The sequence below is a fragment of the Paenibacillus dauci genome (assembly GCF_000971985.1).
GTDB lineage: Bacteria > Bacillota > Bacilli > Paenibacillales > Paenibacillaceae > Saccharibacillus > Saccharibacillus dauci.
Map to the genome: position 1 here is coordinate 1,466,944 of NZ_LAQQ01000001.1, position 17,281 is coordinate 1,484,224.

14 protein-coding genes and 1 riboswitch are annotated in these 17,281 nt (G+C 47.7%); of the genes, 4 read left to right on the top strand and 10 right to left on the bottom strand.

Features of this window, described 5'->3' with window-relative positions; genetic code table 11:
* The first annotated feature begins 25 nt into the window (after positions 1-25).
* Together WH46_RS13855 and WH46_RS13860 are read left to right on the top strand one after the other, a co-directional pair.
* On the top strand, positions 26-610 hold the full coding sequence (locus tag WH46_RS13855) for a GNAT family N-acetyltransferase (RefSeq protein WP_017813520.1): 585 nt from the start codon (positions 26-28) through the stop codon (positions 608-610).
* A gap of 223 nt (positions 611-833) precedes the next feature.
* The gene (locus WH46_RS13860; RefSeq protein ID WP_046227080.1) at positions 834-2,549 is read left to right on the top strand and encodes a glycoside hydrolase family 13 protein; all 1,716 of its coding nucleotides are present in this window, start codon (positions 834-836) and stop codon (positions 2,547-2,549) included.
* A gap of 196 nt (positions 2,550-2,745) precedes the next feature.
* Here the strand turns inward: WH46_RS13860 and WH46_RS13865 are convergent, their stop codons facing one another.
* The 6 genes from WH46_RS13865 to map all read right to left on the bottom strand — a co-directional run bounded on the left by WH46_RS13865 (position 2,746) and on the right by map (position 11,838).
* Positions 2,746-3,216, bottom strand: coding sequence for a GNAT family N-acetyltransferase (locus WH46_RS13865; RefSeq protein WP_046227081.1), 471 nt, complete (start codon positions 3,214-3,216; stop codon positions 2,746-2,748).
* Between the two features lie 206 nt (positions 3,217-3,422).
* Positions 3,423-5,000, bottom strand: a complete 1,578-nt coding sequence (gene gntK, locus WH46_RS13870) for a gluconokinase (RefSeq protein ID WP_046227082.1) — start codon at positions 4,998-5,000, stop codon at positions 3,423-3,425.
* Positions 5,001-5,077: 77 nt separating this feature from the next.
* Entirely contained in the window at positions 5,078-6,451 is a 1,374-nt protein-coding gene (locus WH46_RS13875) for a GntP family permease (protein ID WP_046227083.1), read from the bottom strand.
* A 179-nt stretch (positions 6,452-6,630) separates the two neighbouring features.
* Positions 6,631-7,596, bottom strand: a complete 966-nt coding sequence (locus WH46_RS13880; RefSeq protein WP_052714234.1) for a Ppx/GppA phosphatase family protein — start codon at positions 7,594-7,596, stop codon at positions 6,631-6,633.
* 204 nt (positions 7,597-7,800) lie between these two features.
* Complete coding sequence (gene pulA / locus WH46_RS13885; protein WP_046227084.1) at positions 7,801-10,695, bottom strand: type I pullulanase; 2,895 nt, start codon at positions 10,693-10,695, stop codon at positions 7,801-7,803.
* Between the two features lie 396 nt (positions 10,696-11,091).
* A complete protein-coding gene (gene map, locus WH46_RS13890) occupies positions 11,092-11,838 on the bottom strand; it encodes a type I methionyl aminopeptidase (protein WP_046227085.1) in 747 nt (248 codons plus the stop codon).
* Between the two features lie 342 nt (positions 11,839-12,180).
* Between map and WH46_RS24085 the strand changes: the two genes are divergently transcribed.
* Positions 12,181-12,351, top strand: coding sequence for a hypothetical protein (locus WH46_RS24085; protein ID WP_156172265.1), 171 nt, complete (start codon positions 12,181-12,183; stop codon positions 12,349-12,351).
* Between the two features lie 162 nt (positions 12,352-12,513).
* Here WH46_RS24085 and WH46_RS13895 read toward each other — a convergent pair whose 3' ends face one another.
* The 4 genes from WH46_RS13895 to gcvH form a co-directional block, all read right to left on the bottom strand.
* Positions 12,514-13,026, bottom strand: a complete 513-nt coding sequence (locus WH46_RS13895) for a GNAT family N-acetyltransferase (RefSeq protein ID WP_046227086.1) — start codon at positions 13,024-13,026, stop codon at positions 12,514-12,516.
* Positions 13,027-13,107: 81 nt separating this feature from the next.
* Complete coding sequence (locus WH46_RS13900) at positions 13,108-13,641, bottom strand: DUF2569 family protein (RefSeq protein WP_046227087.1); 534 nt, start codon at positions 13,639-13,641, stop codon at positions 13,108-13,110.
* A gap of 208 nt (positions 13,642-13,849) precedes the next feature.
* The gene (locus WH46_RS13905; protein ID WP_046227088.1) at positions 13,850-14,695 is read right to left on the bottom strand and encodes an SDR family oxidoreductase; all 846 of its coding nucleotides are present in this window, start codon (positions 14,693-14,695) and stop codon (positions 13,850-13,852) included.
* 496 nt (positions 14,696-15,191) lie between these two features.
* The gene (gene gcvH / locus WH46_RS13915; protein ID WP_046227090.1) at positions 15,192-15,584 is read right to left on the bottom strand and encodes a glycine cleavage system protein GcvH; all 393 of its coding nucleotides are present in this window, start codon (positions 15,582-15,584) and stop codon (positions 15,192-15,194) included.
* A gap of 181 nt (positions 15,585-15,765) precedes the next feature.
* A riboswitch (glycine riboswitch) is annotated at positions 15,766-15,863 on the top strand.
* 272 nt (positions 15,864-16,135) lie between these two features.
* Here gcvH and gcvT point away from each other — a divergent pair.
* A complete protein-coding gene (gene gcvT / locus WH46_RS13920) occupies positions 16,136-17,251 on the top strand; it encodes a glycine cleavage system aminomethyltransferase GcvT (RefSeq protein WP_046227091.1) in 1,116 nt (371 codons plus the stop codon).
* Positions 17,252-17,281: the final 30 nt, after the last annotated feature.

Here is a 17,281-nt window from a genome sequence, read left to right on the forward strand (position 1 = left end):
ACAGTTCTTTCAAAGGAGGTCAACAATGATGATAATAAGAAAAGCACGACCGGAGGATGCATCCGCTGTAATCCCCCTGATCTATGATGCCATTGGTGATATTGCCTATGTACTGACAGGCACCGAACAGATCGACCAGGCTATGAAAGTAATGGAGCAGCTTTTTCGCAGTCCAGGAAATCGGCTTAGTTACGAGAATGTAATGGTGACCGAGCAAGAAGGACAGGTAGCAGGCTTCGCACTTTCTTATCACGGCAAAGATATTGATCAGCTGGATGCACCTATTATCGAGCGACTGCAGCAGCTGGGACAGCCGACTGATGATGTGATTCCGGAAGCACATCCAGATGAGTACTATCTGGATTCGATAGCGGTTCATCCTTCTTTTCAGGGTCAGGGAATAGGGTCACAGCTGATTGCCAGCTTTGAGCAGCTGGCCGCAGAGCAGGAATACCCCCGTCTATTGTTAATCGTCGATGTAGATAATAGCAAAGCCAGAGCACTGTATGAACGGCTCGGGTATGCCGAAGATGGAATGATTCACATTCGCGGCCATGCCTATCACCGGATGATCAAGCAGCTGCCCATTATCTCCCCTTCGAACAAGTAGATTGACTGTAAGACGCTACTAGTTATCTGTACGACCACATGTACTACTTTTGTAATTTGATTATATAGCCTGTAGGACCAACCGGACGCTTAGTGTGTCCGGTTGTTTGCTGTTTAATGAAGGTTGGTTACGTTTAACCATTCATTAGGAAGAATATAGAAATCCTATCTTTATTTTCATATCTTGTTTATCGTTTTATATTACTTTAACGGAGGGCTGACACATGAATGCACCATCCTGGAAAGAATCCGTCATTTATCAGATTTATCCACAAAGCTTTAAGGATAGTAATGGCGATGGCTGGGGAGACCTGCAGGGTATTATCTCCAAAATCGATTATCTCGTTAAGCTGGGCGTCGATATTGTCTGGCTTGGGCCAATCTGTGAATCACCCATGGTAGATAACGGTTATGATATTAGCGATTATCAACAGATTCACCCCCGTTATGGCACAATGGAAGACTTTGAACAGCTACTGTCCAAACTTCATGAGAACGGTATCAAACTAATTATGGATCTGGTGATCAACCATACGTCGGACGAGCATCCATGGTTCCAGCAGGCCCAAAGTTCCAAGGACAGCCCTTACCGGGATTATTACATATGGAAGGAACCGGGAAGTGATGGACAGGAGCCTAACAACTGGATGTCTTTCCTGAATGAACCGGCCTGGACTCGTGATGAACAGAGCGGTGAATATTATCTGCATCTGTTCGACCGCAAGCAGCCCGATCTGAATTGGGAAAATGAAAATATGCGTCAGGAGCTATACACCATGATCCGTTGGTGGCTGGACAAAGGCATTGATGGATTCCGTCTGGATGCGATTAATATGATCTCCAAAGATCCGGAACTGCCGGATGCTCCAGCAGATGCACCTCATCCACCCGGACAGGAGTTTTACAAAAATGGACCGCGGATTCATGAGTTTCTGCAGGAAATGTATGAGCAGACCTTCTCCCGGTATCCTGAAGTCATCACGCTTGGAGAAGCACCTTCGGTAACGATGGAGGAAGTCGTACGCTATACCGCTCCCGAACGACAAGAAATGAATATGGTACTCGCCATGGATCTGATCCGGATCGGCAAAGATCCCAAAAACCCATGGGGATCACGGGAATGGTCTATTCGCGAGTTAAAAGAATCGGTGAGTAACTGGTATTCGGGTGTATTTGGCCAGGGAGGTTATGCTCTCTATCTCAGCACGCATGATCATCCACGCATTATACCGGATCTGATTGGCACTGGTGAATATGAAGTGACTGCAGCCAAGCTGATTGCGACTTTTCTCCATACGATTCCGGGTACACCGCTTATCTATCAGGGAGAAGAACTTGGTCTGGGCAATACCAACTATGACCGGATTGAAGACTACCGGGATGCCGGCACTTTGGCTTATTATCAGCAGGCGCTGCAGGATGGCCTCTCTCCTGAACAGGCACTTGCCAATATCCAGCGTCGCAGCCGTGATGGGGCACGCTCTCCAATCCCGTGGGATGACAGTAATGAATACGCAGGCTTTAGTACAGCAGAGCCGTGGATGAGTCTGCCTCCTGCGGACCAGATCGAAGGCAAACGTGTTAGCGAGCAGGAAAATCACCCGGATTCGGTATTCTACTATTATCGCCAGCTTATCCAGATGCGCAAACAGAATCCGATTATGTCCCATGGCTCGTTTCAACTGCTGCTGCCAGAGCACGAAGAGATCTTTGCCTTTATCAGAGAATGGGAAGATGAGAAGTGGCTGGTCGTTCTGAATTTTGCTGATCGTGAAGTAGACATTGACTGGAGCGGCGAAGGTGTGGAATGGGCAGACCATATGATCAAGCTGCATGGTAACTATACCAAGTTCTCGCGTCCGGTCGTCCGGGAAGATGAACATACGATTGAAGAACTGAAGCATCTGCGTCCGTACGAAGCATTAATTTACCGTATGTAATACGCTCAATTATGAATAATTCAAAAAGCCCTGCAGTATATGCCCTGTATGGATACAGTGGCATGCTAGCAGAGCTTTTTGGATGTTATTCAGCGGTCATGGTGCTGTCAGCAGCTGGTGTATGTACGGTCTTGGTCACATCGATAGCCGTTCTATTTCAATACATAAGATAATTGTATTGCCAGTTTAGACCTGATTATAACGTCTTCGACATCTGATAGTCGGTGATCACATATCCGGCCTTTTGATAGACATGCAAAGCGCGCTGGTTATGACCGAACACATGCAGTCCAATACGGATAGCCCCCTGCTGAATTGCCAGTTCATCCAGCGCCTTCATGGTTTCCTGTCCGTACCCTTTGTTCTGATAACCATCGTAGATCAGGATATCATACAGGAAAGCATATTTTCCTTTTGGCGTATCCGTGATATTCATCCAGACATGTCCTACAGCTTGCTGCTTCTCTGTCTCGAATATACTGTAAATAAAAGCCCCTTCTGTATCCGCTCCATTCGGCAGATATTTATGAAAGGATTCGGCAGCCCGATCCATGGCTTCCTCTTCGCTCCATTCTCCGGCCGCCACTTTCTCGGCAGCATAATCTGTCGTCGACAGTTGATAAAACTCCGCATACTGCTTGCTGTCCATTGGGATCAATTCAATCATCTTCTAATCTCCTCTCGCTGTATTGGGATGGCTGAATCTTACTGTTTGATCAGGTTCTCTTCTATTTTACCCTCTTCGTTGATTGACGTCGAATAATCCACTGGATCGTATCTTTCTTCATTTATTCGGCACCAATTTCACCCAATACATATAACCCGGCCGCCGGATCTTCGTGTGCCAGATCCGGCGGCCGGGCTGCAAATACATTATAGATCTTCTACAGGCTCGCTCGTCATTCCCTTCTCCAGCATACGCTGCTGGAAAGCACTGATATCTTCATAATCTTCGGCAAATTTGCGGGAAATACGAATATAGATGGGCAGCAGCTCCCGGTAAATAGCCGCATGTTCCTTGTACGGCTTATGCTCGTAGGTTGTACCGATCATCTTGGATACTTCATCCAGGGAATCAATTCGCTTCAGGGCATACAGACCAAGTACTGCTGCACCAAGACAGGAGCTTTCGATACTTTCCGGTACAATCACCCGCTGATCGAAAATATCGGCCATCATCTGGCGCCACAGCTCGGAACGTGCAAATCCGCCGGTCGCGTGGATTTTCTGAGGAACGCCAATTTGTTCTTCCACAGCCAGCATCACTGTATACAGATTGAATAGCACGCCTTCCAGAGCAGCGCGAATCATATGCTCTTTTTTGTGATGCAGAGCGAGGCCAAAAAACGATCCTCGTGCATCCGGGTTCCACAGCGGCGCCCGTTCACCGGACAGATACGGATGGAACAGCAGTCCATCTGCACCGGGACGTACCTTCTCGGCGATCCGTGTTAGCACATCATAGGCACTCAGGCCAAGCCGCTTGGCTGTTTCCACTTCGGAAGCAGCAAACTCATCCCGAATCCAGCGGAAAATAATGCCTCCGTTATTCACCGGGCCCCCAATAACCCATTTATCTTCAGTCAGTGCATAACAGAAAAATCTGCCTTTGGGATCGGTCACAGGCTTATCGGTAACCGTACGGATCGCTCCACTCGTACCGATCGTTACAGCGACAACGCCCGGATCAATCGCACCTACACCCAGATTGGACAGTACGCCGTCACTAGCTCCCAGTACAAAGGGAACCGAAGAGCTCAAGCCCATCTCTGCGGCATACGTATCATGTAATCCGTGCATAATATGAGTGGTTGGCACCAGTTTTGACAGATGCTCACGGGTAATACCTGCTGTCGACAGGGCTTCTTCATCCCAGTCCAGCTGCTTCAGATTCATGAGTCCGGTTGCCGAAGCCATGGAATGATCGGCTACATATTCGTCAAACAGCTTCATGAATACATATTCCTTGATAGAAATATATTTGTGCGCTGCACTGACAATCTCGGGATGCTCCCGCGTAATCCACATGATCTTGGTCAAAGGAGACATGGGATGGATCGGTGTGCCTGTACGCATGTATAGTTCGTGACCTTTTTTCTCACTTTTGAGCTGTTTGAAATAAGGAGCACTACGGTTGTCTGCCCAAGTCATGCACTGGGTCAGCGGCTTGCCTTCTTTATCTACAACCAGCATGCTGTGCATTGCCGAGCTGAAAGAAACAAATAAAATATCTTCCGGTCCTCTGCCGCTCTTATCTATCGCCTGGCGAATAGAATCAATCACCGCGCGAAACAGCTGATCGGGGTCCTGCTCGGCTACCGACGGAACGGGGGTATGCAGTGGATATTCCACAGCGCCCTGGGCGACGATTTTACCTGATTCTTCAAATAGGACTGCTTTGGTGCTGGTAGTTCCCATATCCACACCAATCATAAATTTGGCTTCGCTCATACTCGTCTACCTACTTTCCGTCATAAATTCGTGGTTATTTTTCCGTATCACAATTCTGTATCTGAACAGCTATGTCTCTATACCATTATATTCAATATGAAAATGATAATAAACGCGACCAGCGACAGCAGGGTCTCCATCACTGTCCATGACTTCAGTGTCTGCGGTACAGACATATTGAAGAATTCCTTGACCATCCAGAAACCGGCATCATTCACATGGGACAGAATCAGTGATCCTGCACCGGTAGCAAGTACGACCAGTTCAACATTGGCTCCCGGCGTCAGTGCCAGTACAGGTGCTACAATGCCCGCTGCAGTGGTCATGGCGACAGTAGCCGAACCCGTAGCAACACGGATCAGCGCCGCTACCAGATAGGCGAATACTACGACATTGACATGGGCAGCTGTCGCTACGCTGGCAATGGCTTCGCCTACGCCGCTATCAATCAGTATTTGCTTGAACGCGCCGCCTCCGCCAATAATCAGAATAATCGAAGCGGTCGGTGCCAGGCATTCACTGGTGAACTTGGAGATCTCCTCCTTGCTGAATCCCTGAGCAAATCCGAGGGAGAAAAAGGCAAATACCGTCGCAATAAACATTGCAACAACCTCATTACCGAGAAAACGGAAAAACATCGCCAGACCACTGCTACTATCCGGCGCAGCAATCTCGACAATAGAACCGGTCAGCATTAGAATCACCGGCATGAGAATCGTCAGCATCGTCAGGCCAAACCCCGGCAATGAACGTTCAGACTGATCCGACCGATGGGAAGTGAACTGTTCGGATAGTCCCTGCGGAGGGTGTACCACAATCCGCTTACCGATATATGTACCAAACAGCGGGCCTGCAATAATGGCAGTCGGTATACCGACAATTAGTGCATACATAATCGTCATTCCGATATTGGCGCCAAAAGCATCAATCGCAATCATCGGTGCAGGATGCGGCGGCAGCAGACCATGAACGGTCGATAATCCGGCCAGCATCGGTATACCTACTTTGAGCAGTGATATATTTGTTTTGCGGATCACGGTGAACAGAATAGGGATCAGCAGAATAATACCTACTTCAAAAAAGACCGGCATACCGACGATCAATCCTACGATCAGCATCGCCCATGGTATACGTTTTTCGCCGAACCGGTTAATCAGTGTAGTCGCAATCTGCTCGGCTCCACCGGACTCCGCCATCATTTTGCCAAGCATTGTACCCAGTCCAATGACGATAGCGATAGATCCCAGTGTTCCGCCTAGTCCGCTCTGTACCGAATCCACTACATCCAGCGGCTTCATCCCGATAATCAAGCCGAGAAATAATGATGCCATCAGCAGTACAACAAAAGGATTCCATTTAAACTTGGCAATCATGACAATCAAAATGACAATAGCTATCAGTGCCCATAATAGCAAGGTCGCTTCATGACTCAGTCCAAAAAGAGAATACATTCGCTTCTTCCTCCTGTCCGCTCACCGTGATAGGTATGAATCTTTTTCTTATTAACCTGTTTTCGATATTTTTCAAACGATGCACTGCCTGTATACGCGTATTTATGCGTATTCCTGATCTATGTCAAACAGCCCCCTTTATATACCGGAGTATACAAAAGGAGCTGTTTGTTCATTTATTATTGGCCATTCATCTGGCGCTGCGTCGTCTGTGCAATATTAAAGGTATGATGAGCAAGTCCATCGCTGAGTCCGCGCCAGCTGGCCAGCAGTACCGAGCACTGCATATGCTCAAACACGGTACTCAGGATCATGGTGCCAGCAACAATAATATCCGCCCGATCTGCAGCGAGATCAAATTGGTGAATACGTTCTTCCAGATTGAGCCCGGCCAATGCATCTGCATAAAAACGGATCGTATCCGCTTCGATCGGAAAGGGATCGCCGGCAGGTTTGAGCTGATGCCTGCGTTCCCTTTCCATGCGTGCCAATGCCCGAATACCGCCACCCAGACCGATAAGCGGCAGACCCGCATGATCCGCTGTCCATGGGTAGTCCTGCAGCTGACCGCTGATCTTGTCAGCTAGACGCTGTCTGGACTCTTCGTTCCATGTATCCCGGCCGCCATTTTGCATCGTCATATTAACCGCTCCGCAGGGCAGCGACGTACTATGCAAAAGTTCTTCATGCCTGAAATAAGAGATCTCTGTACTGCCGCCTCCAATATCCACGATGAATCCTTCATGAATATGGGCAGGCAGCGAACGGGTCACTCCCAAGAAACCATAATAAGCTTCTTCTTCCCCGGATAATACTTGCACAGCAATCCCCGTCTCTTCTTCCCAGCGGGCGATGATATCCTGTGTATTGTTCGATTGGCGAACCGCAGCCGTAGCAACTGCCCGGATCTGTGTTGCTCTATTGGCTTTGCAAATATCTTTGAATTTGTGCAGGATTGGAATCACTGTCCAGATATCCTGCTCACTCATATTGCCGTTTTCATCCCTGCGTACACCAAGACGTACCGTTTCTTTGGCCTTGTGTACCATACGGCTGGTACGGTCACTACCCGCTTCATAGATAATGAGACGGATGGAGTTCGAACCAATATCAATGACTCCGAGCCGATTACGATTATCGCTCATTGTGTCCTCGCCATGCACGCATCCCTGGTTGTAATCATCGTCATTAACGAGTTCCTCCTTCGGTAAAGTCATTATTCACGTTTACGGGTTGGTTATGATTTTAACAGGAACAGTCCATGATTTCCACAACCAATGCACCAGATCACTGGATCGGCTTCGACAAAAGGACAAAAAGCCGCCCTATTCAGGGCGGCTCTGTTCTAATCAGCCGGTTGGTTCAATATCAAACTCAGGATCGCCGCTCTTGATAACCACTTTCATCGTATCCTGTTTGGTATCAACAAAAATATAGCGATCGGTATCAATATCTTTGGCCTGCCATTCCTTTAGCCGGATAATAAATCCGATATTGGTCTCATCAGGAGCAATCAGAATATTTGCAATCGCACGACCATTCTCTACACGTTCAAAATCCACCTGACGGTGACCGAGTACCGATCCCCATACCCATAGATTCCAGCCGCGGTAATCCTGATTCGGACGTTCGTATTCGACTTCAATACTGCGAGGTACATAAGGCATAACTTCTACAAACCATTGGGCTGTTGCTTTGCCCGAAGTAACGGTAATTTTGGTCTTGCCCGGGTGAATACCGCGGACTACACCATCTTTGTTGACGCGGGCGACACGCTTGTCGCTGGAATTCCAGGTCAGCTTGGGACGCGCAATCGGACGTCCGTACTGATCAAGAACATCTGCTTTAAGGCGCATTCTTTTACCAATGTATACCTGATGTTCTCCTTGCAGATTCACCATATGCGGCACCAATGTTTCTACATGCAGCAGCAGGCAGCTTTCTACATTTCCACAGGATACACAGATTGTACTGGAACCTTCGCTCAGTGCTTTCATTTGTCCGTCAGAGCGAACCGAGACGACCTTGTCATTGGAGGACTGATAGCGCACGCGCTCCGCCGTGTAGATCCGTCCCCGCTGATCGCGAGGTACTACTCTCAGATGCAGCTTTTCACCGGGTTCCATAATGCTTGGTGTATATTCCCATTCCAGACTCGCCGGAATAGGCTTGTACTGATCTTCTTCATCGAACAGCACCATCATTGATAATGGCGCCACCAGTACTTCTCCACCCAGCACCGAGGCAAGTGGATGTACACCTGCTGCACGATCATTGACGACAACCTGCCATTGGCGGCTGAATTGCGGCAAAGTCACCGATTGTTCGGTAGTAGCCGAATTATAGATCACGATAATATGGCGCCATATATCACCATGCGCATACTCTCCCAGCTGGAAGGCCACAACTTGCTGGTCACTGCGCAGCACACGAAGATTCTTTTCCACTTCCTTGCGGTCGATCATACGGAATGCCGGATGGCTCATCCGCAGCTGGATCAGTCCCTGATAATAATCAAATACCTGGCGGAAACGCTGCTTGTTGCTCCAGCGGATCGCATTGATCGCGTCAGGGCTTCGGTAGCTGTTATGATCACCATATTTGCTGCGTAGCAGCTCATCGCCTGCGTGGATAAAAGGAATCCCCTGGCTGGTCAATACGATACCATTGGCCAGAATAGAACGGCGTACCCACTCTTGATCCAGTACATGCTCGGGATCAATATATTTATAAGGATCCGCTTCTTGTACGGCTGCTGTTACATCGCGTCCATCAGGCAGTCTGCCGTTGTCCATATGCAGGAATGACAGCTCTTTCTCCGCTCCGCTTACACGTACAATTTTATCCCACAAATTCAGATTGTCATGGGCAGTTACATAGTTGATACTCTCGCTTGGATGATCGGTAAAGTCACCAATAGAGCCGTAGATGCCTTTGACCAGATCACCTTCCTTGCCAAATTCACCAGTAGCAAAACCACGAGTGTCATCATCGCTTCCACCCTTGATTGCACTGCGGAAGTTATCATTAAATAAAGCGAACCCCTTGCCGCGCTGGGCACCTTTGAGCGTTTGCTGCGGCAGCGGCGACCAGCCACCTGTCCACGGCTCGCCATAGATCAGGATACATGGATCGATATCCCGGCGCAGCTCCTGAGTCAGCTGGGTAACTGTCTCGGTGTCGATCAGTCCCATCAGGTCAAAACGGAATCCATCCAGATGATATTCCGTTGCCCAGTAACGAAGAGAATCCTTGATATACTTGCGTACCATCGGACGCTCGGTGGCAATCTCATTGCCCACGCCAGAGCCATTGGTCAGTTGTCCGCGCTCATCGGTACGATAGAAATAGCCCGGAATCAGACGGTCAAACGGACCATCGTCGACCGAAAAAGTATGATTATACACTACATCCAGTACAACACGCATACCTTCGCCATGCAGTGCCTGTACTACTTTTTTGAATTCACGGATACGCGATGTCGGATCCCATGGATCGGTTGAATAAGCACCTTCCGGTACATTGTAATGCTGCGGGTCATAGCCCCAGTTGTATTTGACCTGTTCGGAATTCGGATCATCCACAGTCAGTTCATTGACTGTCTGGAAGTCCGCAATTGGAAGCAAATGCACATGCGTAATACCCAGCTCACGCAGATGGTCTATCCCGATACTATTGCCATACTCATCACATAGTCCGGTTTCGGTAAAAGCAAGAAATTTACCTTTGTGCTGGATCGGCGCTTCGGAATCCACCGAGAAATCCCGTACATGTAATTCATAAATGACTGCATCCGTCAGGCTTGCCATCGGCGGACGAATATCATTTTCCCAACCCTCCGGATCCGTCTTGCGCAGATCTACAATAGCAGTACGCTGTCCATTCGGCGAGACTGCACGGGCATAAGGATCCACAGCATATTCTACACTGCCATCTCGGAATTCTGCCCGGTACATATAATATTTGCCGGCCAGATCGCCATCATGATGCAGTACCCATACGCCGCCTTCTTCCGATTCCATCGGGATCTCCAGACCACCGGTGTGATCATGAACCAGACCTTCATAGTCATACTCCCCAGGCTCATTATACAAGACCAGATCCACACGCATTGCATCCGGTGTCCACACCTTGAAAATGCTGTGCTGCGGCGTGTATTGAATGCCCAAATCATCTATATCATAAAAGTAGTCAGTCGCAATATCCATATTACGGGTCAGCGAGTGATTCATTTTATCCAGCATATTATTCACCACCATTTACATAGACTTTTGTATTCTGTATTTATTCACGATTGAAGAATCTATTTCTTTCTCTATCGGTTTATTAACCCATACGGCGAAGTTATTCATCTATTTTATTCATCGGAAATTTTGTCGAATTTTTGAAGGTTTTGTAAAACTTTAGTCCTATATCTTTTCGATTGGATATGGGAAAGAAGGAATATCTATCCAGTGCAATCGTTAGCATAGAAGGATATAGTCGTTTTTGGGTTTTATAATTCTATACAGGTATATGCTTATGATTTGAATTATTATTACCGCAAATTACCTCATTTGAATAAAAAATTACAATTTTGAGTTTCCTTCGGGAATATAAGAAGCAGCTGCGGAATTATTCCACAGCTGCTTCTCCGTTTGTTATTGCTCTGTGAGAATAATAGGGCCATCGGCCGTAATCGCAATGGTGTGCTCGTACTGGGCAGACAGTGTACCGTCGGCTGTTCGTGCAGTCCATCCGTCCTGATCGACAGTCATGCGATACGTTCCCTCATTGATCATTGGCTCAATGGTAAATACCATCCCCTCTTTGAGGCGCGGTCCTTTGCCGGCTTGCCCGATGTGAGCAAAGCTTGGCTGCTCATGAAGATTTCGTCCGATGCCGTGTCCCAGCAGATCGCGTACCACGCCGTAACCATGACTCTCGGCATGCTGCTGAATGACAGAGGTCACATCTCCCAGACGGTTGCCAGACACAGCCTGTTCGATGCCCATATACAGACATTCCCTGGTCACCCGCATCAGCTGCTCGGCAGCCGGGGATACCTGACCAACAGCGTAACACCAGGCAGAATCGCCCAGCCAACCGCCATATTCGGCGACAATATCAATTTTGAGTACATCGCCTTCCTGCAAAGGCTGACGACTTGGAAATCCGTGAGCAATGACATCATTGACCGAGGCACAGGTCTCGTATTGAAATCCGTTGTATCCATTTGTGAACTGCTGACCACCCAATTTTTTGATATGCTTTTTCACAAAATCATTGATCTCCATTGTGGTAATGCCTGGTGCAATCATCTGTGCCAGATGACGATGACAGTCAGCTACGATCTGGCTCGCTGTTTTCATTTCTTCAATTTCTTTGGCTGATTTCAGTATAATCATGGATATAGACTTCCTTTCGTAATCGACAATCCCATTCTGGAGCAGATGAGAAAGATAATATGATTGTTATTATCTAATTTACAATATTTGGAATTTATTTGTTGTGACAACTATTTGTTTATATAGAGCATGAAGATTAAGATGGAACAGATATCGAGATCAGGCTATGAAGATATCTATATGCTCTTTTTCTATACATACGAAGCTGCTTCAGCAGCTATCACTATCTATTATATAGTAAACCTAACTTTCGGTTTGAGCAACTGGTCGCATATCCAGCATTGAAACCTTAGGTACGTATTATCGTATAACAACTATTCTCTTTGGAAAGGAGCTGTTAGGATGCGTACTCTGATTCGCATAGGCAAATGGATGTTATTCACTCCCCTGATACTACTCGCTGGACTGCTCAATCTGGATGACTATGTACTACTTTTAAAAGACATTATTCGCGGCAAGCAGCAGCATGAAGGTCAACAACTATACAATCAGATTGAAAAAGTCCACATCTGACGTGCAGTTGCAGCTTGTAAAAGTATCGTTCTGCACCAGCCTCACAACATTTTTCGTATGAGAACGAACTTGTTATAGGAATACAGTTACATACAAAACCGCCTGTCCCCAAGAGGAACAGGCGGTTTTGCTGTTTTACCTATTTATACTCGAACTGTACCGTCAAGCATCCAGACGCTTGCCCAGAATAGCCAGATGGCGCTCCACTCCATCGAGAATGGCTACACGCGGCAGATGACCCCAATCCTCGAAACCAAATTTGCGCAGCAAACTGAGACTCGGATCATTATGGGAAAATACGAATCCAAGCAGTGTATGTATATGCAGCGCCGGAGCCTGCTCGATCGCATAGCTGACCAGCTTGCTGCCAATACCTTTTCCCTGAAAATCATTATGCACATAAACGCTCAATTCTACAGTTCCATTATAAGCAGGACGTCCATAAAAAGTCTGCAGACTCGCCCATCCGGCAATCTGTCCTTCCTGCCACAGTACCCAGAGCGGGCGGCGTTCCGGTACATGCTCGTCAAACCAGGCATGACGGCTCTCCACCGTGACCGGTTCGGTATCGGCTGTTGCCAGACGCGCTGGAATGGAAGCATTGTAGATCTCTACGATTGGCTGCAGATCCTCCTGCCGGGCAATTTTGATTTCATAGGAAACAGCATTGTTCAAGGGTATCACTCCCGCAATTTATTTTTATCTACGATACCACCTGAATGCTGATTCGTCTATTCCCTCGCCCGGGAGCAGAATTTAACGAATAAATGTGTTTTTGACACGTACCGAACGTGTAAAGTACATATTCCATGCCAGTGTTAATACGGCTCCCCAGATCATCGAAGCTACCATGCCCGATGTAGGCGGCACCACGAAAAAGGCGATAACAGCAAAAGCCAGACTAAGAATCAGATACATTCTGGCCAGTCGCGGGAATGACTTTTTGTGTGTATACAGCAGTACCATCATCAATACCAGCAGCACAAACTGGATTATCGCTACAATCAGCTCATACACCGACAGCGACTGCAGATTATCTCCATACATGGACAGCACAGAGCGTACTTCCTCCGGAAGCGCATCTTCGTTGGCTGCCAGGAACAACACCGCTATGTAGGTAGGAATCGATACCAGTGCTATAAACAGGCTCCAATACATATAGATCTGGAACACGACCAACCAGCCACCGAGACCGACCAGCGGAGGACGTGGGCCCGGTGGCTGGGGTGCACCATAGGGCGGACGTTCACGTTCATGGTCATTCGGATTAGGCGGATAATTATTATTCATTTTTTCGTACCTTCTTTTCTCTGAAAATTAGCATCAGTCCCTGATGCCGCAACAACATTCTTATTCAGTCTACCACAGGTTCCAGAAGAATCACATTTTAACTCTTACTATGGATGGGGTGATTATGATCTGATTTCCCCGGTATTCACCAAGTCGATATATGGTAAATGTCAGAGTATACATAGGGTATAGATTCAGCTGCAGTTTTTTACAGACCCACCTGCTGTTCGCTCCATGTCCACAGCCGCTCGGCTTCCTGCTGATCTTCCGCTTTGGAGCGCAGGGGATGCAGCTGTTTACGGTAATAATAAGCACCCGATTTGCCCTCTACCGACGCATCATCTGCGAGGAAAATCGCTGTCTCCGCTCCCTGCTCCGGCGTTTGGAAAAACGGCATATGGGCGACTGAAGCGAGGATTCGTTTGCCAAAACCGGTCTCCCGGTCTACTCCGATACTGGTAGCTACTGCCCCAGGATGCAGACTGTTAACTGTTACCGAGGTTCCTTCCAGCCGCTGGGCCAGTATGCGGGTAAAATAAATATTGGCTAATTTGGACTGCGCATAGGCTTTGATAACATTATAGCCACTGTGAAGATTGGGGTCTTCCCAGTGAATTTTGCCCAATTTGTAAGCTCCCGAGCTGACGACCACAATACGTCCTGCTTTGGCTTGCTTCAGGCTGTCCAACATCAGATGGGTCAGCAGGAAATGTCCCAGATGATTCACTCCGATACTCATTTCAAAGCCGTCGGATGTCTCTTTACGTTTGAGGTTAACGACTCCGGCATTATTAAGCAGTACATCCAGATAATCGTAACGCTTGTTATACTCTTCTGCAAAATGACGGATGGTCGCAAGTGATCCCAGATCGCATTTCATCAACGTAATATTGTCCGATCCGCTCTCCTGACGCGCCTGCTGTAGCGCTTGTTGGCCGCGTTCTTCATTGCGACAGCCCATAATTACTTCATGTCCACGCCGGGCCAGTTCGATAGTTGCTGCCAGACCCATGCCGGAATTGGCGCCTGTAATGAATATCCGCTTTGCGTTCATCGTATTCCTCCTGTTGGGTTTATTCTTTTAAATAAACGTCAGGAGACTTTTTCACGCATATGCTATGCAGTAGGACGTACCGGATATCCTTGCTAGCCACTCCTAATTACATGCATCCTGTCCTAGACTGCATCCTAGATAACGATCTGTACAGCAAAAAGCACATTACACCAAAAAGCACATTACACCAAAAAGATGGCCTGCTTGATGAGCGGCAGACAGCAGACAAGCTTGGCTACTCCAGGATAGCTGTATGCTATCCCAGTTACAGTATGCAAGCTGCTGGATCTCTTTTTGCGTAATGTGCTTGTACGTAATGTGTTCGCAGTTGAAATACGATTTATCCAGGAAACAGATATGATATCCATTTTCGGATAAGTATTGGTTCTGTAAAGGTTATATGTATGGTTGACTGTTAATCCTGTACCTGCAGTGACTCATCTACAGCCAACTATACAAGAAATAAACATGCTATCACCATCTGTTGGCCGACCGATTAATCCTGAGCGTGCTCGGCGTAGGCTTTGGCATCCATCAGTTTGGATAACGCACTTTCCAGATCACCGGTAACTTTCAATTCGATCATCCATCCGCGTCCATAAGGGTCGGAGTTAACCAGTTCAGGCTCGGTTTCCAGATCCGTATTGAACGTAACGACCGTACCGGCCAGCGGACAGAACAACTCCGATGCCGTTTTGACAGATTCAACTGTTCCTACTTCTTCATCAGCAGCTACTTCGCGTCCTGCTTTTGGCAGTTCTACAAACACGATATCTCCCAGTTGGTGCTGGGCAAAGTCGGTAATGCCGATACGTACGGTGTCTTCGTTAATACGTTCTACCCATTCGTGCTCTTCACTGTACAACAATTGGTCTTTGATCTCACTCATTGTCCTATTCCTCCGATTCATGTCATGATTTGGTTATGATGCCACAAGCGTATAGTAAGGAAGATTACGCTGTCAAGAGTCTTGACATCCCTCTATGAATCAAGTATTAATATAATATACATACATTTTTAACAATTTTATTACTGAATGTTCGGAAATACATAACATCATATGTGAGCGGATGAACGTACAGGGAGAGACTGCCACCAGCACCAGGGCAGCGCCGAAGGAGTAAGCCGTCAAGGTGAATCTCTCAGGCAAAAGGACCTGTACTGGACGCGGCTCTGGAGAGAATCCGACGGTTATGAACAGCTATCATAATCATACCTGAGCGGATCACCAAAGGGGAAACTTATATCGGCTCTGTGCTTTTATGAGGAGTATAGCATACCACAATGGATTATGCTGTATGATCATTACGCATCGGATGAATAAGGTAACTCTCAGGTACCAAGGACAGGGAGGAAAAGGAAAATGCGGGCGATGCCTGTTTATTTCCTGATCCTCTCTGTTTTTTGTTTTTATCAAATAAACCATGAGGTGAATCATTCATGACTACAGAACTCAAGCGTACACCGCTATATCCGTTATATGCTGCATCCGGTTCTCCACGCTGCATTGATTTTGGCGGTTGGGACCTGCCTGTCCAGTTTACAGGTATCCAAAAAGAGCATGAAGCCGTTCGCGAACAAGCAGGACTATTCGATGTTTCCCATATGGGTGAGGTTATGATCAGCGGCAACGGATCACTAGCTTATCTGCAAAATATGCTTACCAATGATGTATCACGGTTGCAGGACGGTCAGGCTCAGTACACACTAATGTGCTATCCGACTGGTGGAGTCGTGGATGATTTACTCGTGTACCGATTGGGCGAAGAACATTATATGCTCGTTATCAATGCCTCCAATATCGACAAAGACATCGAATGGCTGGAGAAGCATTTACCGGAAAGTGTAACCCTGAAGAACATTTCCGAGCAGACTGCGCTGATCGCTCTGCAGGGTCCGCTGGCCGCCAGTATTCTGGCCAAAGCAGCTGGCAGTGAAGCGTACAGCAATATTCCCGGTTTTTCCTTTATTGCGGATGCGGAGCTCTTTGGTGCCAAAGTAATCCTGTCCCGTACCGGCTACACCGGTGAAGACGGCTATGAGATCTATACTCCTGCCGATCAGGCAGGTCAGATCTGGACCGGACTGCTGACAGCAGGTGAACCGGATGGACTCGTGCCATGCGGACTAGGAGCAAGGGATACACTGCGCTTTGAAGCCAAGCTGCCGCTGTATGGCCAGGAGCTGTCTGCAGATATTACACCACTGGAAGCTGGTCTTGGTTTCTTTGTAAAACTGGATAAAGGTGAATTTATCGGTCGCGATGTGCTGCTGAAGCAAAAGGAACAGGGTGCTCCCCGCAAGCTGGTTGGCGTGGAGATGATCGATCGTGGTATTCCCCGCTCCCATTATCCCGTATTCCTGGAAGGTCGCCAGATTGGCGAAGTCACTACCGGTACACAGTCTCCTACTCTCAAACGCAATCTGGGACTGGCTTTGATTGAAGCCGAACATGCTGTTATCGGCACTGTCATCGAGGTAGAGATTCGCGGCAAAATGCTCAAAGCCGAAGTGGTCAAGGCTCCTTTTTATAAGAGAAAGCCGGTAACTGTCTGATTGTTCGCTTAAGTATTCTTCACACTGAAC